This window comes from Carboxylicivirga agarovorans (assembly GCF_050589845.1).
GTDB classification, from domain to species: Bacteria; Bacteroidota; Bacteroidia; order Bacteroidales; family Marinilabiliaceae; genus Carboxylicivirga; species Carboxylicivirga agarovorans.
The window spans coordinates 1-24690 of sequence record NZ_JBNGPA010000043.1; the positions used below are offsets into that span (position 1 = coordinate 1).

Annotated in this window: 19 protein-coding genes; 11 read left to right on the forward strand and 8 right to left on the reverse strand. The window is 39.1% G+C overall.

Going from position 1 to position 24690, the window contains the following annotated elements:
• A partial coding sequence (locus ACRD69_RS22800; protein ID WP_430817468.1) for a hypothetical protein occupies positions 1-296 on the forward strand: 296 nt, incomplete at its 5' end.
• 520 nt (positions 297-816) lie between these two features.
• Here ACRD69_RS22800 and ACRD69_RS22805 read toward each other — a convergent pair.
• Complete coding sequence (locus tag ACRD69_RS22805) at positions 817-1572, reverse strand: sulfite exporter TauE/SafE family protein (protein ID WP_430817469.1); 756 nt, start codon at positions 1570-1572, stop codon at positions 817-819.
• Positions 1573-1926: 354 nt separating this feature from the next.
• A complete protein-coding gene (glyA, locus tag ACRD69_RS22810; protein ID WP_430817470.1) occupies positions 1927-3207 on the reverse strand; it encodes a serine hydroxymethyltransferase in 1281 nt (426 codons plus the stop codon).
• An 806-nt stretch (positions 3208-4013) separates the two neighbouring features.
• Here glyA and ACRD69_RS22815 point away from each other — a divergent pair.
• On the forward strand, positions 4014-4706 hold the full coding sequence (locus ACRD69_RS22815) for a hypothetical protein (RefSeq protein ID WP_430817471.1): 693 nt from the start codon (positions 4014-4016) through the stop codon (positions 4704-4706).
• A 429-nt stretch (positions 4707-5135) separates the two neighbouring features.
• Here ACRD69_RS22815 and ACRD69_RS22820 read toward each other — a convergent pair whose 3' ends face one another.
• On the reverse strand, positions 5136-6833 hold the full coding sequence (locus ACRD69_RS22820) for a chloride channel protein (protein WP_430817472.1): 1698 nt from the start codon (positions 6831-6833) through the stop codon (positions 5136-5138).
• A 246-nt stretch (positions 6834-7079) separates the two neighbouring features.
• Entirely contained in the window at positions 7080-7643 is a 564-nt protein-coding gene (locus tag ACRD69_RS22825; RefSeq protein ID WP_430817473.1) for an NUMOD4 domain-containing protein, read from the reverse strand.
• Between the two features lie 275 nt (positions 7644-7918).
• On the opposite strand from ACRD69_RS22825, the gene ACRD69_RS22830 reads away from it, so the two are divergent.
• Both ACRD69_RS22830 and ACRD69_RS22835 read left to right on the forward strand, forming a co-directional pair.
• The gene (locus ACRD69_RS22830; protein ID WP_430817474.1) at positions 7919-8302 is read left to right on the forward strand and encodes a co-chaperone GroES; all 384 of its coding nucleotides are present in this window, start codon (positions 7919-7921) and stop codon (positions 8300-8302) included.
• A 23-nt stretch (positions 8303-8325) separates the two neighbouring features.
• Positions 8326-9369, forward strand: a complete 1044-nt coding sequence (locus ACRD69_RS22835; protein WP_430817475.1) for a tRNA dihydrouridine synthase — start codon at positions 8326-8328, stop codon at positions 9367-9369.
• Positions 9370-9460: 91 nt separating this feature from the next.
• On the opposite strand, the gene ACRD69_RS22840 is transcribed toward ACRD69_RS22835, so the two are convergent.
• Positions 9461-11161 carry a chloride channel protein gene (locus tag ACRD69_RS22840; protein ID WP_430817476.1) on the reverse strand — a complete coding sequence of 567 codons (1701 nt, stop codon included), beginning with the start codon at positions 11159-11161 and terminating at the stop codon, positions 9461-9463.
• A 262-nt stretch (positions 11162-11423) separates the two neighbouring features.
• Here ACRD69_RS22840 and ACRD69_RS22845 point away from each other — a divergent pair, with 262 nt between their 5' ends.
• The gene (locus ACRD69_RS22845) at positions 11424-13817 is read left to right on the forward strand and encodes a TonB-dependent receptor (RefSeq protein ID WP_430817477.1); all 2394 of its coding nucleotides are present in this window, start codon (positions 11424-11426) and stop codon (positions 13815-13817) included.
• Here ACRD69_RS22845 and ACRD69_RS22850 read toward each other — a convergent pair.
• Complete coding sequence (locus ACRD69_RS22850; protein WP_430817478.1) at positions 13814-15526, reverse strand: mechanosensitive ion channel family protein; 1713 nt, start codon at positions 15524-15526, stop codon at positions 13814-13816. The genes ACRD69_RS22845 and ACRD69_RS22850 overlap by 4 nt on opposite strands.
• A gap of 420 nt (positions 15527-15946) precedes the next feature.
• Between ACRD69_RS22850 and ACRD69_RS22855 the strand changes: the two genes are divergently transcribed.
• A complete protein-coding gene (locus ACRD69_RS22855) occupies positions 15947-16729 on the forward strand; it encodes a Rossmann-like and DUF2520 domain-containing protein (RefSeq protein ID WP_430817501.1) in 783 nt (260 codons plus the stop codon).
• Positions 16730-16734: 5 nt separating this feature from the next.
• Here ACRD69_RS22855 and ACRD69_RS22860 read toward each other — a convergent pair whose 3' ends face one another.
• Entirely contained in the window at positions 16735-17442 is a 708-nt protein-coding gene (locus ACRD69_RS22860) for a (Fe-S)-binding protein (protein ID WP_430817479.1), read from the reverse strand.
• A 200-nt stretch (positions 17443-17642) separates the two neighbouring features.
• Between ACRD69_RS22860 and ACRD69_RS22865 the strand changes: the two genes are divergently transcribed.
• Together ACRD69_RS22865 and ACRD69_RS22870 are read left to right on the forward strand one after the other, a co-directional pair.
• Positions 17643-18104 (forward strand): hypothetical protein, encoded by a 462-nt coding sequence (locus ACRD69_RS22865; RefSeq protein WP_430817480.1) that lies wholly within the window; start codon positions 17643-17645, stop codon positions 18102-18104.
• A gap of 167 nt (positions 18105-18271) precedes the next feature.
• On the forward strand, positions 18272-19744 hold the full coding sequence (locus tag ACRD69_RS22870; protein WP_430817481.1) for a M28 family metallopeptidase: 1473 nt from the start codon (positions 18272-18274) through the stop codon (positions 19742-19744).
• 170 nt (positions 19745-19914) lie between these two features.
• Here ACRD69_RS22870 and ACRD69_RS22875 read toward each other — a convergent pair whose 3' ends face one another.
• Positions 19915-20349 (reverse strand): methionine-R-sulfoxide reductase, encoded by a 435-nt coding sequence (locus ACRD69_RS22875; protein WP_430817482.1) that lies wholly within the window; start codon positions 20347-20349, stop codon positions 19915-19917.
• Between the two features lie 450 nt (positions 20350-20799).
• Between ACRD69_RS22875 and ACRD69_RS22880 the strand changes: the two genes are divergently transcribed.
• The 3 genes from ACRD69_RS22880 to ACRD69_RS22890 all read left to right on the forward strand — a co-directional run bounded on the left by ACRD69_RS22880 (position 20800) and on the right by ACRD69_RS22890 (position 24641).
• Entirely contained in the window at positions 20800-21672 is an 873-nt protein-coding gene (locus tag ACRD69_RS22880; protein ID WP_430817483.1) for an electron transfer flavoprotein subunit beta/FixA family protein, read from the forward strand.
• Positions 21673-21748: 76 nt separating this feature from the next.
• Positions 21749-22768 (forward strand): electron transfer flavoprotein subunit alpha/FixB family protein, encoded by a 1020-nt coding sequence (locus ACRD69_RS22885; RefSeq protein WP_430817484.1) that lies wholly within the window; start codon positions 21749-21751, stop codon positions 22766-22768.
• Between the two features lie 160 nt (positions 22769-22928).
• Complete coding sequence (locus tag ACRD69_RS22890; RefSeq protein ID WP_430817485.1) at positions 22929-24641, forward strand: acyl-CoA dehydrogenase family protein; 1713 nt, start codon at positions 22929-22931, stop codon at positions 24639-24641.
• Positions 24642-24690: the final 49 nt, after the last annotated feature.

The following is a 24690-nucleotide window of genomic DNA, read 5'->3' on the forward strand; positions in this document are numbered from 1 at the left end:
ATAAAAAAGACTTAAAACCACCTCCCCTCTCCTTCGTCGAGGTACTCCTCCTTGCCAGGAGGAGAGCTGATTTACAGCTTGCAAAACACTATATATGTGAATGTTTGAATCTTTTCGAACACTCGTGGGATGTTGCCCCAGGCTTTGATGTTAAAGGTTTTGACTTCCTCGATTTTCCATTCAGTCTTAACTTAATGACATTACATCCGTCGCATCTTTGGGATTCTGTAAGGACAGGTCGTTTATTAGTAGCTGCAAATGACCACCATTATCAAGCGTGTCACAACCATAAATGACAAGCAATATCAACCAGCTAAAAAACTCGCGATTTTCGTTCGGTAATGTTCGAAAGAATTTCCACTTAAAAAAGTTTTGTGTAGGAGATGTCGATAAAAAAAAGATATGCCCTTAAAAATACCTTAAATGGCGTATTTATAAAATGGCTGCGTAATCAGTAAATAGCACTCATATAGCCTGACATATTCAACAAACACCCTGCCGGGTAACAAAAAGGGACCTTGTTCGGGATTAACCTCGCCGGGAGCGAGGTTGATCCGAGGCGGTACCGAAGAAATACCGAAGGAGTCCCAATGAATTACCGAAGCTGTATCAAAGAAAGTTCAAAAAAAAAATATTTGTTAAGAAGAATATTAAAGTCAAATCAGTTGAAAAAACTTAAGGAGGGTCATTGAATACATGTTTGGATCTAAAGAATTGATTTAATGTGTGCAATTAACTATTTCTCTGCCATTAGCTTTCTTTCAATCATATGCATACCTTGCATTTGTTTCTTCTATATGTTCAGAGGCAATTGCTCTACAAAAACAAAACCTTAATACCGGCTACAAAGACAGTCAATAATAGTATGTAACGTATATACCTGACGCCAATTTGTTGGGCATATTTCGAGGCAATAAACGCCCCACTGGCATTGCCTATTGCCAGGATAATGCCATACAGAAAGTTAACCTGACCTGACCATATAAAAATACCTAAAGCCACAGCTGTATAGGCTAATACGATAAACACCTTAATGGCATTGGCTTTAATTAAGTCATAACCCACACCCAGTACTAATCCTGCCAGTAAAAAGAAACCTACACCAGCTTGGATAAAACCGCCATATACCCCAATAAAAAAGAAAATGACAACCTGCCAGAAGGCCGGTTTCTCATGCACTTGTCCGGCTTGCTCTTTGACCCATTTATCGGGTTTAAACAAGATAACAAAGAACATGACGAATAATAAGGAACCAATAAACAAATTGAGTATTTGCTCATCAATATTAACAGCAATAGAAGCGCCAACCACAGAGCCAGCCAGGGCTGGAATAACCAGGAACAAGCTGCTCTTGTAATTGATTAAGCCTTGCTGTTTAAAGTTGCGAACCGCCACCACATTCTGGAAAAAGATCGCCACCCGGTTGGTAGCGTTGGCCTGGTGAGGAGACAGGCCTAAAAACATCAATAAGGGCAGGGTAATAAGTGAGCCACTGCCTGCAAGTGTGTTAATGAATCCGGCAAAGAGGCCGGCCAGGATAAGTAAGCTTGCGTCTAATAGTGAGATGTCCATACTGCAAATGTATGGTTTTCATTTAGAAACTTTAATGACTAAGGGAAGCAATAGATGGATATAGCTCTTAAAATACCCATTGATAATTCTATCTTTTTTTCAAGCGCAAATTGCACTCTTACTCATATACTGGTTAAGCATGACAGAACTATTCGTGTTAATTCGTGAGGTTTGTGGTGTTGTATTTTTTAATCAATGGGAAGTGAAATATCCGGATAGTAACAACGGTAATGCAAGATTCGCTAAGTTAATCAGCTATCTCCAGGTAAAAAAAGCCGCTCTCAAAAGAAAGCGGCTCTGTATCTTAGTTTAAACATCATTCAAATAGCAGCAGCTATAAGATGAGCTTATAATCTACCATGCAAACATTGGATTATCAGCCATCAATGCATTTACTTTTTTGCGTGTTTCAGCAATTGATTCTTCGTTGTCAATGTTAGAAATAACTTCGTCAATGTAACCAACGATAGTACGCATATCATCTTCTTTTAAACCACGTGATGTGATAGCAGAAGTACCCACACGGAAACCAGATGTAGCAAATGGTGAACGTGTATCGAATGGTACCATGTTTTTGTTGATGGTAATATCAGCTTTTACCAATGTGTTCTCTACTTTCTTACCTGAAATATCAGGGAATTTAGTGCGAAGGTCGATCAACATTAAGTGGTTGTCAGTTCCACCAGAGATGATCTTGTAACCCAACTTAATGAACTCATCAGCCATAGCTTGTGCATTAGAACGCACCTGGTCAACGTAAGTAGCAAAGTCTTCAGATAAAGCTTCACCAAATGCAACTGCTTTTGCTGCAATAACGTGCTCTAAAGGACCACCTTGCTGACCCGGGAATACAGCGAAATCCAACACAGCACTCATCATTTTAGTTTCTCCTTTTGGAGTTTTGTAACCAAATGGGTTTTCATAATCTTTACCCATTAAAATCATACCACCTCGAGGTCCGCGTAATGTTTTGTGAGTAGTAGTTGTTACAATATGACAATGCTCAACAGGATTGTTTAAGCGACCTTTGGCAATTAAACCGGCAGGGTGAGCCATATCACACAATAATAAAGCACCAATCTCATCAGCCAAACGACGCATGCGCGCGTAATCCCACTCACGTGAGTAAGCCGAAGCACCTGCAATAATCATTTTAGGCTTGTGCTCACGAGCAATAGCTTCCATCTCATCGTAATCAACCAACCCGGTATCTTCTTTAACGTGATAGCAAACCGGGTTGTAAGTTACACCTGAGAAGTTTACAGGCGAACCATGTGTTAAGTGACCACCGTGAGCTAAGTCTAAGCCCATAAAGGTATCACCTGGCTTTAAAACAGCGAAAAATACTGCTGCGTTAGCCTGAGCACCTGAGTGAGGCTGTACATTCGCATACTCAGCACCAAATAATTCACAGGCACGGTCAATGGCCAATTGCTCTGTCTGGTCAACTACCTGACATCCACCGTAGTAGCGTTTTCCCGGGTAACCCTCAGCATATTTGTTAGTTAAACATGAACCCTGAGCTTCCATTACCTGCTCACTCACAAAGTTCTCTGAAGCGATTAGCTCAATACCTTCTTTCTGGCGAGCGAATTCCTTCTCAATTAGGTCGAAAATTACAGTATCGCGTTTCATCTTATTTAGTATAATTTTAAGATGTGAGTATTAATACACCAATTGATTGAATTGATAGTGCACTAAATACAAACTGATTATGATTATTTATTAATGTATTTTATTCTAACGAGGGCCGCCGTTGCGGTCTGTAATTGCGAAGATTGGGTAATATGTAAATCTTCAAATTGTTTAATCTTTATGCGGAGGAACACAAATTTACATCAACCATCCGATAATAAAAAACATTGCAGTTTATAACTTTTCCTGAAATGCAAAAATGATATAATACAGACTTGATATTATTCATGTTTTCATTAGTGCTTAGTTTTAGTGCTCATTAGTAGTTTAATAGTTGAAAAGTTTAGTAGTTTAATCGTTCAACTCATCAACTCATCAACTCATCAACTCATCAACTCATCAACTCTTAAACTATTAATCAGTTCGACAGTTAATCAGTTCGACAGTTCATCAGTTCGACAGTTTGACAAATCAGCTCCTGATCGCTATCGACAGTTATATCGTTTAGTGGTTGAATAGTTGAATAGTTGAAAAGTTTAGTAGTTTAATTTTTCAACTTATAAACGCATAAACTCTTAAACAATTAGACAGTTAATCAGCTCAACAATTAATTAGTTCGACAGTTTATCAATTCAACAGTTTATCAATTCGACTCCCGATGTCTATCGGGATAATCAGTTCGATATATCAACTCCTGTTCGTTCCGCTACAAGGAAGTTGAGAAGGAACTAATCAACAAATTTCAAAAAAGCAATGCGTCCAATGTCTAATCCAATTGTCATATGGTTAGACTAACTAATTATGACATGAAGAAATTATTATTATCCCTGACATTACTTTTTGCTGTGGTCTTAACCAATGCGCAAGAGCAGGAGGTTGAACACGATTACCGAGGAAGCTTTATTCTTAACTGGGCGCCACTGTCGGCCTTTGACAGCTATTCGCGTCTTCGTTTAGGTGCTGAAATTGGTGTGTCGCAACGCGCCAGTGTGGGGCTTGATGTTGGTTTTAACCTTTCCAATTATGAATGGGGTGGCTATGCAGGTGGCTGGGATGATCGGGAATACAGCGTCTTTGAGGTACGACCAGAGATAAAATTCTTCTTTAATGATAAATACAGAGCTCGCCTTTATAATGCACTTGAATTTTATTACATCTACCTGGAGGAAGAGCTGGAGGATGATTATTACTACAAGGATAAAGGAGAAATACGAATTGATTTTGATGAAGCGACCTATACGAAGGCAAAATTTGGTGCACATTATAAGTTTGGCGTTAGCCTCAGAATGGGCTCACGGATGGTGTTTGATCCATATGTGGGTGTTGGGGTCCGCCTGGTTGAACGTGAATATGTCGATGTTATAGGTGGTGTTACTAATCCGGATAACAGTGGCGATTGGGATGAGTGGCTATGGTCAGATAGTCAGCGCTATGAAGGTAATTTCTGGGGTGTTAACTTTTCAGGAGGATTTCGTTTAGGTATCTATTTAGCGAAGTAGGTTTTAGTTTAAAAGTTTAGCAGTTTAAAAGTTTAGCAGTTTAAAAGTTTAGCAGTTTAAAAGTTTAGCAGTTTAACTAATCAACTTTTAATGTAATAAACAGTTTGACGGCTTGACACCCGATGTCTATCGGGATAATCAGTTCGACAGTTAATCAATTCGACAGTTAATCCATTCGACAATCAACCCCTGCTCATTCCGCTGCAAGGAAGTTTCCGCAAACTTTAGACTGGCGGTTGCAGCTTGGTTAAATAATATAGTTGAATAGTTGAGAAGTTTAGTAGTTTAATTTTTCAACTCATCAACTCTTAAACTATTAAACAACTAAACAATTTGACAATTAATCAGTTCGACAGTTTATCAATTCGACTCCTTATGTCTATCGGGATAATCAGTTCGACAGTTAATCATTTTATCAATATATACACTTTAATCGTCTGAGTAATGAATCAATACTCTGCGGTAAACGGAGAATATCTTTGATTTGGAAACAAAGCCAAGGTACTTTCCGTCTTTTACAACGGGAAGGTTCCAGGCGCTGGTTTCTTCAAACTTACGCATGACCTTGTCCATGTTTTCGTCAATCTCGATCATGGCAGGCGGCAAAGACATTAATTCCTGTACAGTGGTTTCATTGTATAAATCGTGGTTAAACATTATTTCACGGATATCGTCCAGCAGAAGGATACCTCGCAATTCGTTACGATGATTGACCACAGGGAAAATATTGCGTTTAGAGGCTGAGATCACTTTGACCAATTCGCCTAAGGTCATTTCTGGATAAACACTTTTAAAGTCTGTTTCCAGAACCTTTTCAAGGCGCATAAGTGTTAAAACAGCCTTGTCTTTATGGTGTGTGATCAATTCGCCCTTTTGAGCCAGTCGCTTGGTGTACAGTGAGTGAGGTTCAAAGTACATAATGGTTAAATAGGCAATGGTAGAGGTGATCATCAGGGGAATAAACAAACCATAACCATTGGTAATTTCAGCTATCAGGAAAATAGCTGTTAATGGAGCATGCATCACACCTGCCATCATACCTGCCATTCCAACCAGGGTAAAGTGTGATGAGGGAACATCTGAGAAACCAAACATGTTGATCAGTTTGGCAAACAGATATCCGGTTACACCTCCCATAAAAAGGGTAGGGGCAAATATACCACCAATACCACCACTGCCGGTTGTTGCAGCTGTGGCAAATACCTTAAAGATGATCAACAGAACCAGGAATGCTATTAGTGCCCATGCATTGTCATGCCATCCATAAAAGAAACTTTCACCCATGACCGACTGGCTGTTGCCATTAAGCAATGCAATGATGGTTTGGTAACCTTCACCGTATAGTGGGGGGAATAAAAAGATGAGTAGACTCAATGATAAACCACCAACGATCCATTTGGAGAATGGATTTTTCATTTTGCCAAATTGCTTTTCAGTCTGCATGATGCCTCTCGTAAAATACAGCGATATAAATCCGGCGATAATACCCAGCAACACATAATAAGGAATGTTATTTAGCAAAAATGGAGCTTCGAGGGTAAATGCAAATTCAGCACCTTTGCCAAGGAAAAAATAAGCAATGGTAGATGCTGTGATCGCAGATATTAACAAAGGAATGATAGAGGCCATTGTCAGGTCCAGCATCATTACTTCAAGGGTGAAAACCAAGCCTGCGATCGGCGCTTTAAAGATACCGGCTATGGCACCTGCCGCTCCACAACCCATTAAAAGGATAATGGTCTTGTAATTCATCCTGAACAAACGTCCCAGTGATGAGCCAATGGATGCTCCTGTCAGGACAATAGGGGCCTCGGCTCCGACCGAACCACCAAATCCGATGGTAAAAGTACTGGTAATGATGGATGAATAATTATTATGACTTTTCAAATGTCCGCCACGCTTCGATATGGCATATAATATTTTACTGACACCATGGCCCAGACTGTCTTTGATAAAGAACTTAATAATGAGAATGGTAATTAATATACCGATCATCGGATAAGCCAGGTAGAGATAATTACGGTTCTCAAGGTTGAAATTCTCGGTGAGCATATGGTGGGTAAAGTGAACTGTATTTTTCAGGATGACAGCTGCCAGTCCGCTAAACACCCCAACCAGTAAACTCAATATTAAAATAAAATGCTTTTGGCTTATGTTTTTTACTCTCCAAATGAGAATTTTCCCGATGATTCTATTAAGCTTGCTCATAATGGCGCAAAAGTAATACAATTTAAGCTAGAAGGCTTTGTGGCAATTTGATTTTTAACGATTGTTAATAGAAAGCGATGATAGAGGATGCTAAAATTGCACAATTCAGGGCATTAAAAAAGAGGAAACAATTGTTTCCTCTTTTTTAATCAACTTTATTGAAGTTTAAATCTTTGGTTCAATTTCGGCCCAGTTTTCTTTTCGGGCAATGCGACTTACCTGCATTTCACTTACGCAAAACATTTTTGCAATCAGGTTTTGTTTTACGCCTTTTTCAAGCATACCTTTAATCACAGCAACGTCATCTTTCGATAACTTCGAACTGGTAACTACTTTACCTGCCTTTTTGCGAGCTTCCTGCAGTACCTTATGCATGCGTTTGTAACTCTCCGCTTTAGTAACCCATTGAAGGTTGGTGTAATAGTTGTTTTGCTTATTCCAGTCAAGGTGGATAACCACATCCTGGTCTTCTGCAGTTTTATCAACGAAATATTCAGCCGTTAGTTTGTGAACCAGAAAAGATTTCTTCTGGCCTTCAACACGCAGGCTAACATTATAAAAGCCCTTAATATTTCCTAACTTAACAATTCGGCCATTTACTTTATCATAGCAATAGCTTTTTATGCGACCATAATTGCTTATTTCGTATTTTTTGTCTGTAAACGTCAGCTCTTTCCACTGTTCATCATCAATTTTTCTAAGCTTACGTTCGTTCATGTTTGGTTTCATTGCACTTTAGGTTAAAGGTTGAAAATTAGATTAATGCTACCCAATACATTTTTTGTTAACACTTTCCTGAGAGGTATGTAGAGAATCTACTAACTGCTAAAAAGTAACAGCAAAAATATGAAAAAGGAATTTGCTATTCAATAACATTCTGACTTTTAGTGTTGTTAAAAAAAGTTAAGCCCCCTGAATCTAACGATTGGCGTAGGTTAGCAGTAAGTGTTAAATTATACTACTTATAAGCATTTTCATATCTTTGCAGCCAAAATGTTATTACAATGTCGTTAGGTATAGATGATAAGGAACTTGAGAAGTTTATTTTGGTAGGCGATCGTATATTGCTTAAGCCCAAAGTGCCGCAAAGTAAAACAAAATCAGGTTTGTACTTACCGCCAAGTGTTCAGGAAAAAGAGAAAGTACACAGTGGTTATATTGTAAAGGTTGGACCTGGTTACCCTATTCCATCTGCAGCTGAAAGTGATGAACTTTGGAAAAAAAAGGATGAGGCAATTAAGTATGTACCTTTGCAACCCAAAGAAGGCGATCTGGCTATTTACCTGCAAAGTGGCGGATACGAAATTGAATATAAGAAAGAAAAATATGTCATCGTTTCACAGTCGGCTGTGCTAATGGTGATCAGAGATGAAGGATTATTTGAATAAGGGAAAAGAGATAGACGATTATAATGGGAGATAGAATAATAGTGAACAAAGCTAATTACTGGAAAGAAAGCGAAGGACCAATCTGGGCCCTTGCACCAATGGAGGATGTTACTGATACTGTTTTTCGCGAAGTAGTGATGCGCCTGTCCAGTCCTGGTAACCTGCATTTACTTTTCAGTGAATTTTTATCAACTGATGGTTTTTGTCATCCTGTTGGTAAAGATAAAGTGGTGCACCGCTTTCATATAAATGAAAGTGAGCTGGAACTGGTAAAGCGCCATAATGTAAAGCTGGTGGCGCAGATATGGGGAACAGATCCTGAAAAGTTTTACAAAACAGCCCAATATATAGCCAATGAAACAGTGTTTGATGGCATTGATATTAACATGGGCTGTCCCATGAAAAACATTATTAAGAAAGGAGCCTGTTCCGCACTGATTAATACCCCAGAGTTGGCACGTGAAATAATAACTGCTGTGCATGAAGCAAGTGATCTCCCTTTGAGTGTAAAAACTCGTGTGGGTTTTAAATCAGTGGTTACCGAATCATGGATATCCAATTTATTGCAATCAGAGGCTGATGCTGTTATAGTGCATGGACGTATCCAAAAAATGATGTCTGAAGGAGAAGCTGACTGGAATGAGATCGGTAAATCGGTACAGCTCAGAGATCAGATTAATCCGGATATCAAACTATTGGGTAACGGTGATGTGATGTCCATTGAAGAGTCATTGGATAAAGTAATGGAATATGGAGTCGATGGTGTGATGATTGGTCGTGGAATATTTCATAATCCCTGGTTCTATAACCCTGCCTATTCTCCTTCAATGGAAGAAAGGGTGGAAGCTCTAAGAATGCACTCCAGCTTATATTCTGAAACATGGAAAGGCATAAAGCCTTGGGCTATCTTAAAGCGTTTCTTTAAAATTTACACCAATAGCTTTCCGGGGGCAGTTCAGTTGCGTGCTCAACTCATGGAAACCAATGGTTTTGATGAAGTGGAAAAGATATTAAGCGATTTTTTGAAGCAACAAGAGCAGCGACGACTCGCTAAAGAGAGTGAATAAGTCGTTTGAATCTTTAACCTAGTATGATGAAGAGCTGGTATTTAGTATGCAGTGCACAATGCCTGGTGCTCCGGATTCCGAACTTGAAACACTACTCTGAAAACATCTTTAACTGATTGCGGTAAGCGGTAAATGCATTGGCACGTGAAATAAATCCAAGGTATTTACCCTTATCGATAACAGCAATATTGAAGCGACTCGATTTACGGAACATCTCTACCAGGTCCTCCATGGTATCATCGGGGCTGATATAGTATTCGGGCATGTACATCAGGTCTTTTACCAGTGTGGTTTCGTAAAGGTCCGGTTTAAAGATTATCTTACGGATGTCATCCATCTTGATCATACCATGTAATTGGCCTTCACTGTCAACAACCGGAAACAGGTTGCGATGGGCCTCTGAGATAACTTCCACCAGATCGCCCAGTGTTGCCTCGGGTTTGATCTTTGCAAAATCTGTCTCAATCAGGTTTTTAACTTCCATCATGGTTAATACGGCATGGTCTTTATCGTGTGTGATCAATTCGCGACGTTTAGCAAGCTGATGAGTATATACAGAGTGCTTTTCAAATGTTTTTGTAGTGGCAAATGAGGCTGTGGCGGTGATCATTAGTGGTAAGAACATTTCATAACCGCCAGATAGATCGGCAATTAAGAATATACCTGTCAGCGGAGCCTGCAAAACTCCAGCTATCAGTCCGGCCATGCCTATGAGAGCAAAGTTAGGAACATGTAACTGATGAAAGCCAAGTTTATTGACTATTGAGGCAAACAAAAGCCCCGTATTGGCACCCATAAACAGTGTAGGGGCAAAAATACCTCCAACACCGCCACTTCCAAAGGTTAATGATGCAGCAACTACCTTAAGCAATATAATAATGCTAAGAATAGAGATCATGGCAGCGAAGTTATCAGTTAACGAGGCAAAAACAGAACCATCGAATACATGGCTGGTATCGCCGGCAAGAGCCTGGTTTATAAATTCATATCCTTCTCCGTATAAAGAGGGGAAAAAGAAAAGCAGTGAACCCAGTAGCAGAGTACCAACCAACAGGCGCATCCGGCTTTTTTTAAACTTCTCAAACCATTGTTCGATTAATATGTATACACGCGTAAAATACGTGGCAACAAAGCCTGCTAAAATGCCCAATACCACGTAATAGGCCAGGTCAATCATTTCATAAGTAGTTGTAACCTCAAAAGGATAAACCACTTCCTGTCCCATAAAAAGATAGGAGGTAACAACGGCCGATATGGAAGCCATTAAGATAGGCACGAGTGAGGCAAGTGTTAAATCAAGCATGATCACCTCCAGGGCAAACACAATAGCTGCAATGGGAGCTTTGAAAATAGCAGCCATTGCTCCCGCACAAGCACAACCGAGCAACAGTTTTATCTGCCGGTAATTTAAGCGGAAAAGCTGACCGATATTGCTGCCTATAGCAGCTCCGGTTGAAACAGTAGGGCCCTCAAGTCCTACACTACCACCAAATCCTACAGTCAGGGCACTCGTTATGATCGATGAGAACATATTATGCCGGTTCATCTGGCCCTGATTTTTTGAAATAGCATAGAGTACATTGGGTATTCCATGTCGTACAGGACGCTTAATAACATATTTGATAAATAATACCGACAGGAATATGCCAATTGAGGGGGTGATAAGGTATAAATACCCTTTACCACTTTGCGTATAGTGGTGAACCAGATCACTAATGAAATGCACCGAATTCTTGATCACAACAGCTGCCAGACCTGCGCCAATTCCTACTAATATGCTTAATATCATCATGAACTGGCGATTACTGACATGCCTTAAACGCCACACTAAAAACTGTCGGAAGAGGGATTTTCGATTCATTTTCATGTATTGGATTAGCAAGGTAACAAAAAATGTAGAGTTAGTCTCTAATGTGCTAAACTATGTATTGTTAATGCAACGATAAATGAGTAATGTCATCCTTCTGATAAGCTATTCAATTGTATTTTTTTGATGTTTGCATAAACTATTTACACAGCATTGTGTTTAAATTTATAATTCAGAAATTCAACAAATGAACCGCATACTATTTCTAACACTATTAATTGCTTATTCAGGTATGGTTTCTGCTCAAAAGGGCAGTATTACAGGTTTGGTAAAGGACGCGTATACAAATGAGCCTTTGCCTTTTGTTAACATCGTTGTTTTTGAAACAACAACAGGAACTATTTCTGATTCCCTGGGTCGCTTTGAACTTCGCGATCTTTCACCTGGTTTTGTCCGGTTGCAGTTGTCTTCCATTGGCTATAAGCCATTGATCACTGAGGAAGTCAACGTTTCCCAAATACGAAAAAATTACATTGAAATAGCATTGGAGAGTACCACCGAGGCACTGGATGAAGTACAGATAACGGCATCTCCTTTTGCCGTTAAGGCGGAGGCGCCCGTTTCTCTAAGGCGGATTGGTATTGATCAGATCGAGAAAAGTGCTGGTGCAAACCGTGATATATCAAAAGTTCTTCAGTCTTTCCCCGGAGTCGGAAGCTCCAGTTCTTTTCGAAATGACTTATTTGTGCGTGGAGGAGGCCCCTCAGAGAATCGCTTCTTCATTGACGGCATTGAGATTCCTAATATCAATCACTTTGCCACGCAGGGAGCATCAGGGGGACCGGTAGGTATTCTCAATGTTGATTTTATTCGTGAGGTTGACTTCTATTCAAGTGCCTTTCCTGTTTCGAAGGGTAACGCTCTAAGTTCTGTATTCGAATTTAAACAGATAGACGTGCGGGATGATACGCCTCATTTTAAGGGAACGGTTGGTGCTTCGGAGTTATCACTGACAACGACTGCTCCATTAAGCGATAAAACAGGAATGATCGTTTCAGTTCGGCGTTCATATCTTCAGTTTTTATTTGATGCCCTGGGATTACCGTTTTTGCCTACATTCACCGATTTCCAGTTTAAAACCAGAACGCGCATAGACGATAAAAATGAAATTACTTTTCTAGGAGTTGGGGCCATTGATAAGTTTAAACTGAACAAGAATGCCGAACCCACAGAGGAAAATAATTATATCCTGGACTATCTACCAGTAAATAACCAATGGAATTATACCATTGGAGCCGCCTATAAACATTATTTCGGGCGTAGTTATATTTCCACATTTCTTAGTCGTAACCACTTAAATAACGAAGCTTATAAATACCAGGACAATATTGAAATTCCTGAGAATCTGCTGACCGATTACTCATCAGATGAGATAGAAAACAAATTCAGGGTTGAATATACTGCCCGACCCAATGATTTCACTATTAATGTAGGGTTTGGAACCCAGTATGTGCAATATTTTAATGATACCTATTTCAAGGTTTTTGAAAATAATATGCCGTCGGAAATTGATTATTCATCTGAATTGGATTTTGTGAAATGGTCAGTTTTTGGCTCTGTTTCACATCCGTTTTTTAATAATCGATTAACATTATCAGCAGGCTTACGGATGGATGCCAACAGCTATTCAGCAGATATGAATAATTTGTTTGATCAATTCAGTCCGAGGGTTTCTGCATCATATATGCTGTTGCCTGATGTGTACTTTAATATGAATGTGGGACGTTATTACCAGAATCCCGCATACACGACCATGGGCTATCGTAATAATGATGGTGAGCTGGTCAATAAAACGAATGGATTAAAATATTTGCAATCTGATCACCTGGTCGGAGGTTTGGAATTCAGGCCAAATAAGCATACTCGCATTACTCTTGAAGGATTTTATAAAGTATATGATGATTATCCTTTATCAGTTAAAGATTCTATCTCAATGGCAAGTAAAGGTGGCGATTTTGGAATATTTGGAGATGAAGAAGTACTGCCTGTATCGAAGGGCAAAGCCTACGGTGGTGAGCTGTTATTTCGAACACGTACGACAAAAGGACTGAATGTGATTGCGGCCTACACTTATGTAAGAAGTGAATTTACCAATTGGGAGGATGCTTATATTGCATCATCATGGGATAGCCGGCACTTATTTACCTTTACTGGAAATCAAAGCTTAGGTAAAAATTGGGATCTGGGAGTTAAATGGCGTTTTGTTGGAGGCTTGCCTTATACACCCTATGATCTGGAAAAGTCGTCACTGGTGTTGGCCTGGGATGCTCAAAACAGGCAGTATCTTGATTATTCGCAATTTAATGCCAAGCGATTGGATAATTTTCACCAATTGGATTTACGTATTGATAAATCCTGGTATTTAAAGAAAATGACATTGGGGTTTTATATTGATATTCAGAATTTATACAACTTTAAAGCAGATCAGGCGCCTGAATTAATTCAGGAACTCGATGAGAATAATATGCCCATCATTATAAACCCGGGTGCTCCCATTGAAGAGCAACGGTATAAACTGAAGGAGATAAACACAACTTCGGGCACCATTTTACCAACCATTGGGCTGATGATAGAGTTTTAATCCTGTTCTAAGCTGCTGGTACTGCCTGACCCATCAAGCTCATTATTGTTGTTACTGCTGTCGGATGTATTGTTTGAGATGGGGGTATTCAATTCATTATCAGGAATTGTAGTTGCTTCTCCATCGCGATTGGCTCTGTAATGTGGCGACATTATTTCAACGCCGGCTCTATTAAATGCCTCTAAAATGTTCTTATGCAACTCCGATTGAATTGATACGTATTTGTCTGCCTGTGAGGTGTATGCATTTATCTCATAAGCTACATAAAAGTCATCCAGGCTCTTTTGCAATACAAAGGGTTCTTTACCTGTTTGCTCAATAATGCCTTCAGTGTTTTGGGCTGCCAATAATAGTAGTTTGTGAACTATACGCCAGTCAACATCATAACCAATGGTAATTGTAGAGTGAATGATAAGATTTGAGCGTTCTGCCGCTGTTGTGAAATTTTTACTGTGTCCTGACAGTATTTTAGAATTGGGAATGGTAACAATTACATTTTTGGGCGTTCGTATTCGGGTAATCAATAAGTTTTTTTGAACAACAATGCCGGTAACAGTGTCCGCTTCAATTCGATCACCTATCTTAAAAGGACGCATGTAGGTCATTATGAGGCCGCTTAAGGCATTGGCAATTACCGATGTTGAGCCTAATGATAATAACAGGCCAATAAATACAGTAACGCCTTTGAAGGTTTCAGAATCGGCGCCCGGTAGCAGAGGGAACAGAATAGTTAACAGAAATGCATATAACAGAAATTTAATAATATTACCTGTTGGTGCTGCCCATTCCTTATAAAAGCTTGTCAGATGTATATTGCCTTGTTTTACTTCGTCAATTAAAAAATTGACCAGTTTTATAAAGCCTCTGAATATGATGATAATGACGATTATTTTTATTAGTGAAGGAAGATAGTCGATAAATGAACGAATAAAATCAAAGAAGGGATTGAGGAAATAACTGAACAGTTTTTTACCAACTGCTTTGGTATAATGGAAATTGCTTAAAATGGCAGGCATGACAATATATATTAACAGTCCTATAGTGAGTACTTTAAGCCATTTTGTGATTTGTAAGACCGTATTGACCGCACGGTTTTTATCTTCTTCCTTCAGGCGGTATATCTTAATCAGGTGAGTAATACGATATATTAGATTGTCATTTCGGATAATCAGTTTATTCAGAAATGAGAAAAAAAAGCGAATCAGTATTAATGCCAGTGTAAATAAACCGATGTATATAAGAGTTTTATATATTTTAGTTCTAAGCAGCAAGGGTTGTTGCTTCTTGAGGTATGTTATTATTTTTCGCTTGTAGGCTTTGGTTACCTGGGCATTCGTTGATTTGAGCTTATCGGTAGTTATTTTACTTATTTCTGTTATGGTGAAATCACCGTATTTGACCAGGATGTAATCAAGGCTATCTTCATGCTTTAGCGAGTCTTCATGAAAGAAATCGTACTCAAGTAAGCTTTTAATTCTTTGTTGACATACAATTGCATGTTCACTCATTGAGCTGGAATTCACCTTCTCATAAATATTGAAAACCGTATCGTTCTCTATGGTCACAGGATAAACCAGGTGTTCATTTTTAAGCGAATCAATGAGTTTGACTGTTTGTTTGTAATGTGTTTCAGATAATGAATCAGTATCTTGAGCATTAATGGCAACAAACATATAGGAGATGACGATAAGATATGTAATTTTAAGCATGGCTTGATATTCTTACATTCTGTTTTTTAATGAAAGTTAAGAAAAAAGGTTTTAGAATGCCTGTGTTAGGGTGGTGTAATTCATTGCTAATCTGTAATTAATAGGAGTGTTCCAGGTTAATGATCATTCCGGATCAGTAAATTTGAGTAGTTTTAACAGTTATAAATATTCTATGTTATTAGCTTAATGGTGGTTCTGATCGCATTGGATTTACGTACTGAATATCAAAGTTATAGCTAAGATATGCTATGTCAATACACTGTTTTTATGCTGCCTCTGAACTAATATTGGCGAAGAAGCGAAATTTTGATAGATTAAAAACGATGGTTGTGATCAAAGGACGAAATGGTTTTATCACAATCGTTAATTTTGGTCAATCAATATTCTTGACAGAAGAAGAGAAGTATAAAGCAAGCTTGTATTTTCGGTAAAACAAACATTATGAAAATAGTACTAATTGGTTCGGGAAATGTAGCCAGTCATCTGGCAAAAGTTCTGCATGCGGCAAATCATTCACTTGTTCAGGTGTATAGCCGAAGTATTGAAAATGCCAAACTTTTGGCTGATGTGGTAAACGCCAATGCAATCTGTAATCTGGAAGATATTAATGTACATGCCGATTTGTATATACTTTCTGTTAAAGATGATGTATTAGCCGATGTGGTTGAAAAAATGCCCGATGTAAAGGGCATTGTTGTACATACGGCAGGAAGCATTTCCATTAATGTATTACATTGCTTCAGGAATCATGGAGTATTTTATCCGTTTCAGACTTTCACAAAGGATTCGGAGATTGATTTTTCAAATATCCCCATCCTTGTTGAAAGTAGTTCTGAAACAATTGTATCAACCCTTATGAAGCTGGGGCGTGAGCTGAGTGATCATGTCATTCAGGCAAGTTCAGAACAAAGGGGTGACCTGCATATTGCAGCAGTATATGCCTGTAACTTTGTTAACCATATGTATCGATTGGCTGAAGATATGCTTCATAAAAGCAAACTATCTTTTGATCTGCTGCATCCCCTGATAGCGGAAACGGCATCTAAGGTTCAAAAAGCCTCACCATCAACCACTCAAACAGGTCCTGCATCACGAAAAGATCACAAGGTCATCAATAAACATCTTAATGCTCTTGAATCAGGATCGGAATTGCATGCAATCTATAAAATATTAACTGACAGTATTATTAAACGAGTTGAATGATTTTCTTAAAGATTACTGGCCAGTATATCGGCAAGGTGAATTGTTTTAATAGCTGACTTTTGCTCATTGATATAGCTTTGGATATTCATTAGGCAAGAGGCTTCACTTGAAACAATGTACTCAGCACCGCTTGAAAGTGCATTTTCTACCTTTTGCTCTGTCATAGCTGTTGAAACAGGTGCGTATTTGATCATAAATGTCCCTCCAAAGCCACAACATTCGTCTCTCTTGGGCATTTCAATCAGCTCTATATCACTAACATTCTTTAACAATTGGCGCGGTTCATCTTTTAATCCGTATTCACGAAGAGCCGAACATGCATCATGGTAAGTTACCTTGTGTGGAAATACAGCGCCAAAATCAGATTTCGATAGCTGGTTAACCAGGAAATCTGATAATTCAAAAGTGTTTTGCTGAAGACGCTGTGCATCTTTACTGCCGACCATCTTACTATAATGGTTTCTGATATATGCTGCACACGATGCTGAAGGTGTTACAATGGGGCGGTCATATGGGAAATCGACGACAAACTTGGCTGCCAGTTTCTGTGAGTGTTTAATATCTCCACTATTAAACAGTGGCTGGCCACAACACGTTTGATTGGGATTGTAATTGACCTGGCAACCTGCATTTTCCAGGAGTTTTATAGTGTTCCATGCTGTGTCAGGATAAAGCTGGTCAATGAAACAAGGCACAAATAGATCAATAAGCATCGGAGTATAATTTTATCAAATTTCTTGTGTAAAATTACTCACTTAATGGATGTTAACAAATGGCAATTAATTCTAATAACTGCACTTTGGCATAATAAATGGATTTAAGGATCTGAAAATTAATCGAATATTAACCGCACCTTTTTGTAACTGTATACAATTTTTTTCGTTGTATGCCTTAGGGTGGAAAAATAGGAATGATGAAAAGATACTTAGAACAATTGATAGAAGATCTGGTCGAAGCAAGGTCAAAATCAAAACAGAATTTATCTTTATTTTTTAAAGTTCCTGAAATGCATGATTATGAATTGTATCATAATGATGACCATAGTGGAATAAAGGTTGGTGATTTGATAGGAATGGAAAAGCTTTTCTTTCCGAATGTTGATTATTTGACTGATTCAGAAGCAGAGGAAGTCGTTGATGAGTTTTATCGAGTGTTTGAGGCATATGGCTTAAATCCCATTTTTGAAGTTTGTGTAACAGCCAAAGTCAAATATGGTCATTTTCGCCACGCATTGAATCACCAGGTATTTCCGGTTCAGGACCAGGTAGTGGATGTGGAAATGTGTGATTATTTGCCTCAGTATTGCCCTATGCACGAGTTGTGTATGAATTATAATTCACAGCGTGTTTGTTGTGCGATCAGGAAAAGAGCATAAATTATAGATGTTAGTTATAGGTTATTATTAGTCCCTTTCGGTATATGCCGGGAGGGATTTTTTGTGTATGTAATAATAAATAAGGGTTTTTATTGTTTAGTATCTGCCAGACTTATTATTTTCGCATAAGCAGTGCTGCTGCGTAACCTAATTTAACTTTATACTATATGAAAACCATTCACATTGCTCTGGCAATTGTATTTGTTATTCTATTGGGCAAACAACCTGCTTTTGCACAGGTGACAGAGCAAACCCTCAAAGATCACGTTTACTACCTGGCCTCAGAAGGTTTAAACGGACGAATAGCCGGAACAAAAGAGGGGCGTCTGGCAGCAGACTATATTGCCGAACAGTTTCAATCAACAGGATTGACCGTTTTTTCAGATACAACAAACTATTATCAGAATTTTATACGAAGCCGTAAGTTTGGAAGTCCGTCAACCCTGGTTTTGGGGAACGATACCATTGGGGTAACACATATAAATAAAGCGAGTCACTTTACAGAAAAAGCATCCTTCAGTTTTGTGAGGCCTGAACAGCTGGATGAAACGCTGAAAAATGATTCGAATGTATGTGTATTGATCGATGCAGTATCGTTGGATGAAGGGATTCAAAAAATTAAAACGCACCATGCTGCAAATCAGGGAGTAAATCCTTATATGCTGCTAATGCCTGACAAGAAAAGACAGAAGAGTTTTCGCATTAATCTGAAAAGCCTGAAAAAGGCTGATGATGCATATGAGGTTTATATTCTGACTAATTACTTGCATTACGCGCACGATAAAAAGGCATGTGATGATTACCTGCAGGAGATTGAGCATTTAAATGTTCTGGTGGCCAACAGTAAGCTCTTTGGAAACTTAAGACTGTCAAATGCCGGTATGGATGAGGTATATGATTTCACAGAAAAACAAGACTCCATTGTTGTGACCAACTATCGTAACGTAATAGCAAAAATTGAAGGTAAGCAAGCAGACAAAGCGGCTATTGTGTTTTGCGCCCATTATGACCATGTTGATTCAACCTACTCACGCAAAACAAAAGGGGAAAAGCTGAGTAATTATTATCCTGGTGCCGATGATAATGCTTCGGGTACTGCAGCTGTAATTGAAATTGCAAAGAGTTTAAAAGAAGCCGGCTATCAAGCGGAACAGACAATCTATTTCTGCTTGTTCGACGCTGAAGAGCTTGGCTTATATGGCTCACGTCATTTTGCAAGAACCCTCGGCCACGATGTTGACCTGGTTATCAATATGGATATGATTGGTCGTAATAAGAAGGATCGTAAACGATGCGATAATATCATTTTTGCCAAAGCAAAGGGAGATACAGGTAAGGCTTTTACCAAAGGTTTTGATAAATATTGCAAGGACAAGGCAGAGTCCTTGAAGATTCGACGATATGATATGGATTTCCTGCTTTTATTGATGGGGTATCCTTCTGACCAGGCAAGTTTCAGGCCTCAATCAAATACGTCTGTTTTCTATACCGGTTTACACAAGGATTATCACACACATAATGACACACCTGAAAAAATCAATTATAAAAAGCTGACGGAATATGTGAATATGATGAGTGCATATTTAATAAGTCAACAAACAAAAAGCAATGAACAATTGACAGCAGTCAATGGAAAGTAATTAACAGGGGCAGGAACTAAAACTATTTCTTGCAAAGAACGCAAAAGAATAAGCAGGCAAAGTTTCTAAAGAAAAGGTAAAAACTTTGCGACCCTTGCATGTTTCTTAGCGGCCTTTGCGTGAAGCTTAAATTTTAGAGATTCTCAAAAACCCTTTGACAAGGTATTGCCTTATTTATTCTTTGGAACAAATTTCAGAGAAATAGAATTAACACAATGGCGGGTGTTTTTATTGGTGAAGCCTTCGCCTATAAAAACATGCCCCAGGTGACCCTTGCAACGTGCACATATTATTTCTGTGCGTCGACCGTCAATGTCAGGTACACGCTTTACAGCACCCTCGATTTCATCATCAAAGCTCGGCCAGCCGCAATTGGAATCAAATTTATCATTCGAATGATAAAGCGGGGCATCGCATTGCTTACATACGTATGTACCTTTGGCCTTGTGATCAGTATACTTGCCCGTAAAGGGGTATTCAGTACCTTTATTGATGATCACCCGCTTCTCTTCTTCAGTCAGCGGGTTGAGTTTTATTTTTGTTGAATCCTGTGACATAACATTGTTACTTAAAAATACAATTGATAATAATATAATCAACCTCATATCTTCTGGTATTTAATATTGACTTGTACTACAAAATGGTAGTAAATTGGTCGCTTGTCAAATCGTTTATACTATTTATTAAATGCTTATTTAAGTCATTGAGGCTAATGTTCGCTTTTTTGAGGTATGTGTATCATTACCATATATAACTATCATTAGCCACTGTTACTTAAACTCATTTTAAATAGAGCAATTCTGCGTGATATTTGTTCATACTTGATTTGTATCACTCTTTTGGGTCGAAATCGATATGATATGGGATGTAATGTGCAGTAAATGTGAAAAGTAAGAGGTGTTTTAGAGTGTATGCCAAACAATTGCCTTACTGTTTTAATGTTGAACACTTGTTTGTAAGGAACAGGATATCAGAACGATGTATTTAACTTTGTTAATTGAACCGATTTTATATATTTGTCAACCGATAATAATTCTTTACCAAAAATTGAAGCAATGGGATTAAAAATTGTAGTTCTTGCGAAGCAAGTACCTGATACCCGAAATGTAGGCAAAGATGCCATGAAAGCTGATGGGACAGTGAATCGTGCGGCATTGCCGGCTATCTTCAATCCAGAGGATTTAAATGCACTTGAGCAGGCTTTGAGATTGAAAGATAAGTACCCGGGTACAGAAGTAACTATTTTAACGATGGGACCGGGGCGTGCAGCCGATATCATTCGTGAAGGTTTATATAGAGGAGCTGATAATGGTTATTTATTAACAGACCGCGCTTTTGCTGGATCTGATACCTTAGCAACTTCTTATGCTATATCATGTGCCATTAAGAAGATGGAAAAATGTGATTTAATCATCGCTGGTCGTCAGGCTATTGATGGTGATACTGCACAGGTAGGACCTCAGGTTGCCGAAAAATTAGGATTACCTCAGGTAACTTATGCTGAAGAAGTTCTTTCAGCTGATAAAAAGAAAATCGTTATTAAGCGTCGTTTAGAGCGTGGTGTTGAAACTGTTGAAATGCCTTTACCAGGTGTTATAACTGTTAATGCAAGTGCACCTGATTGTCGTCCGCGTAATGCTAAGTTATTAATGAAATTCAAGCACGCGCAAACAATTACTGAACGTCAAAGTGAGTCAGAAGATTATATCGACTTAACTGCAGATCGTCCTTATCTGAACATTGAAGAGTGGAGTGTTAATGATATTGAGACTGATACAAATTGGTTAGGTCTATCGGGTTCACCTACCAAGGTTAAGAAAATCGAAAACGTTGTGTTCCAGGCTAAGGAAGCTAAGCGACTAACGCCGGCCGACGAAGAGATTGATGAGTTAATGAAAGAATTAATTGCTAATCACACTATTGGTTAAGTTGATAGGGCAGAAGTAAATAGGTGGATAAAAGCCACTTGTTGCCAGATTAACTGATTCACTTAAAATTAAGAAAATGAACAACGTATTTGTTATTTGCGAAATAGATGAGGGAAAAGTAGCCGATGTGTCGTTGGAATTAATGACGAAAGGCCGTTCTCTTGCTAATCAATTAAACTGTAAGTTGGAGGCCTTGGTGTTAGGCCACAACTTAAAAGGAGTAGAAAAGGAATTGTATCCATACGGCGCTGATGTGGTTCACATTGGTGACGACGAGCGTTTGGATCCATATACAACATTGCCACACACAAGTGTCATTGTTAACTTATTTGAAAAAGAGAAGCCTCAAATCGCCTTGTTAGGTGCTTCTACTTTTGGTCGTGACCTGGGTCCACGTGTATCTTCGGCTTTAGTGAGTGGTTTAACAGCCGACTGTACTTCTTTGGAAATTGGTCCACACGAAGACAAAAAAGCCGGTAAGAAGTACGAAGACTTATTGTACCAGATCCGTCCCGCTTTTGGTGGTAACATTGTAGCAACTATTATCAACCCCGACTGTCGTCCACAGATGGCAACAGTACGTGAGGGTGTGATGAAGAAGGAGATCTACGATGCTAACTACAAAGGAAAAGTTAACAACATTGATGTAGATAAAGTATTAAAACCAGAAGATTTAGTGGTGAAGGTTATTGAGCGCCACATGGAAAAATCAAAGGTGAATATCAAAAACTCTTCAATTATCGTAGCCGGTGGTTACGGTGTAGGTTCTAAAGAGAACTTTGCTCAGTTGGAAGAATTGGCTGAAGTGCTTGGCGGTGAGGTAGGTGCTTCACGTGCTGCTGTAGATGCCGGTTATGCTGCTCATGAGCGTCAGATTGGTCAGACAGGTGTTACTGTTCGTCCTAAGTTGTATATCGCTTGTGGTATCTCTGGTCAGATTCAGCACACTGCAGGTATGGAAGAGTCGTCTATGATCATTGCCATTAACAATGATCCGAATGCACCGATCAATAAGATCGCTGATTACGCCATTACTGGTGATGTTGGTGAAGTGGTGCCTAAATTAATCAAGTTCTATAAGCAGAACACGAAATAGACTTATAGACATGAGACAAATAGACATGTAGATAAGAGACCACTAGTCAGGAGAAAATATGTTCTTCTCTAAAAGTCTGATCATCGATCATCTAACAGTCTCAAAAACTAAAACAATTGTTGGATCAGAATCCCGCGAGGGAATCAAAATAAAAAACAAAATGGCAAATTTTTTCACAGATAACCCGGATTTGAAATTCCACCTGGAACATCCGTTGATGAAGAAGATTGTAGCTTTAAAAGAGCGCAATTTTGCTGACAAAGATAAGTATGACTATGCACCCATGGATTTTGAAGATGCCATGGATAGTTATGATAAAGTATTGGAGATTGTAGGGGAGATTTGTGGCGATATCGTTGCTCCAAATGCTGAAAGTGTGGATCAGGAAGGTCCGAAAATTGTAAATAATGAAGTGGTTTATGCCAAGGGAACACAAGAAAACCTTGATGCTTTGGTGAAAGCCGGTTTGATGGGAATCACTTTACCTCGTAAGTACGATGGTTTGAACTTTCCGATCGTTCCTTATATCATGGCTGCTGATATTGTATCACGTGCCGATGCTGGTTTTGTTAACATCTGGGGATTACAGGATTGTGCTGAGACAATCAACGAATTCGCTGATGAGGATCAGAAAGAGCGTTTCTTAACTCGTGTATCGCATGGTGAAACCATGGCAATGGACCTGACTGAGCCAGATGCTGGTTCTGACCTTCAGGCTGTTCAGTTAAAAGCTGAAATGAAAGATGGTAAATGGGTATTGAACGGTGTGAAGCGCTTTATTACCAATGGTGACGGACACATTGCTTTGGTATTGGCCCGTTCAGAAGAAGGTACACAAGATGGTCGCGGATTATCAATGTTTATTTACGACCGTAATCACAAATCGGTTATCGTTCGTCGTTTAGAGAACAAAATGGGTATCAAAGGTTCACCTACCTGTGAGTTAGTGTTCAAAGACGCCCCTGCTGAGTTGGTTGGTAACCGCAAAATGGGATTGATCAAGTACGTAATGGCCTTGATGAACGGCGCCCGTTTAGGTATCGGTGCCCAGTCGGTAGGTGTGTGTGAGGCTGCTTATCGCGAGGCTTTGGAGTATGCTAAAGAGCGTGAGCAGTTTGGTAAGCCTATTATTCAGTTCCCTGCAGTTTACGAAATGTTGTCAACAATGAAAGCTAAGTTAGATGCTGGTCGTACATTATTGTATGAAACATCGCGCTATGTTGACATCTACAAAACATACATGCATATTTCAGAAGAGCGTAAGCTTGAGCCGGAAGAGCGCAAAGAGATGAAGCGTTACCAGAAGCTGGCTGATTTCTTTACGCCACTATTAAAAGGTATGACTTCAGAGTACAGTAACCAGTTGGCTTACGATGCAGTGCAGATTCATGGTGGTTCTGGTTTTATGAAGGATTACCCGGTTGAGCGTATTTATCGTGATGCACGTATTACTTCTATCTACGAAGGAACAACTCAGTTGCAGGTTGTGGCTGCTATCCGCGGTGTAACAACCGGTGGTTACCTTGACCGTATCCGTGAGTTCGAAATGATGGAATTAAAGCCTGAGTTACATGCATTGCGTCGCACTTTAATTGGTATGACCGATGAGTACGAACGTGTTGTTAAGACTGTTGTTGGTGTTAAAGACCTGGAGTATGTAGATTATCAGGCGCGCCGTATGGTGGAAATGGCTGGTAACATTGTTATGGGGTACTTATTGTTACACGATACTCAGCGTAATGATTCGTTCAAAACATCTGCAGAGATCTTCATCGCCCGTGGTAAAGCTGATAACCATGCAAAAGCAGGTTTCATCTTTAACTCATCTATTGATGATCTTGGATTTTATAAGCCTGATTTAGCAGACGCTTAATAGCGATTAGATATAGATAGGAAAGGCCATTCAGTTTAGAATGGCCTTT

What these genes read in the sequence shown, in the direction of transcription:
- ACRD69_RS22805 (WP_430817469.1), bottom strand. Translation starts at nt 1,572, where the DNA reads ATGGACATCTCACTATTAGACGCAAGCTTACTTATCCTGGCCGGCCTC.
- glyA (WP_430817470.1), bottom strand. Translation starts at nt 3,207, where the DNA reads ATGAAACGCGATACTGTAATTTTCGACCTAATTGAGAAGGAATTCGCT.
- ACRD69_RS22815 (WP_430817471.1), top strand. Translation starts at nt 4,014, where the DNA reads ATGAAGAAATTATTATTATCCCTGACATTACTTTTTGCTGTGGTCTTA.
- ACRD69_RS22825 (WP_430817473.1), bottom strand. Translation starts at nt 7,643, where the DNA reads ATGAAACCAAACATGAACGAACGTAAGCTTAGAAAAATTGATGATGAA.
- ACRD69_RS22830 (WP_430817474.1), top strand. Translation starts at nt 7,919, where the DNA reads ATGTCGTTAGGTATAGATGATAAGGAACTTGAGAAGTTTATTTTGGTA.
- ACRD69_RS22835 (WP_430817475.1), top strand. Translation starts at nt 8,326, where the DNA reads ATGGGAGATAGAATAATAGTGAACAAAGCTAATTACTGGAAAGAAAGC.
- ACRD69_RS22840 (WP_430817476.1), bottom strand. Translation starts at nt 11,161, where the DNA reads ATGATGATATTAAGCATATTAGTAGGAATTGGCGCAGGTCTGGCAGCT.
- ACRD69_RS22845 (WP_430817477.1), top strand. Translation starts at nt 11,424, where the DNA reads ATGAACCGCATACTATTTCTAACACTATTAATTGCTTATTCAGGTATG.
- ACRD69_RS22850 (WP_430817478.1), bottom strand. Translation starts at nt 15,526, where the DNA reads ATGCTTAAAATTACATATCTTATCGTCATCTCCTATATGTTTGTTGCC.
- ACRD69_RS22860 (WP_430817479.1), bottom strand. Translation starts at nt 17,442, where the DNA reads ATGCTTATTGATCTATTTGTGCCTTGTTTCATTGACCAGCTTTATCCT.
- ACRD69_RS22865 (WP_430817480.1), top strand. Translation starts at nt 17,643, where the DNA reads ATGAAAAGATACTTAGAACAATTGATAGAAGATCTGGTCGAAGCAAGG.
- ACRD69_RS22870 (WP_430817481.1), top strand. Translation starts at nt 18,272, where the DNA reads ATGAAAACCATTCACATTGCTCTGGCAATTGTATTTGTTATTCTATTG.
- ACRD69_RS22875 (WP_430817482.1), bottom strand. Translation starts at nt 20,349, where the DNA reads ATGAGGTTGATTATATTATTATCAATTGTATTTTTAAGTAACAATGTT.
- ACRD69_RS22880 (WP_430817483.1), top strand. Translation starts at nt 20,800, where the DNA reads ATGGGATTAAAAATTGTAGTTCTTGCGAAGCAAGTACCTGATACCCGA.
- ACRD69_RS22885 (WP_430817484.1), top strand. Translation starts at nt 21,749, where the DNA reads ATGAACAACGTATTTGTTATTTGCGAAATAGATGAGGGAAAAGTAGCC.
- ACRD69_RS22890 (WP_430817485.1), top strand. Translation starts at nt 22,929, where the DNA reads ATGGCAAATTTTTTCACAGATAACCCGGATTTGAAATTCCACCTGGAA.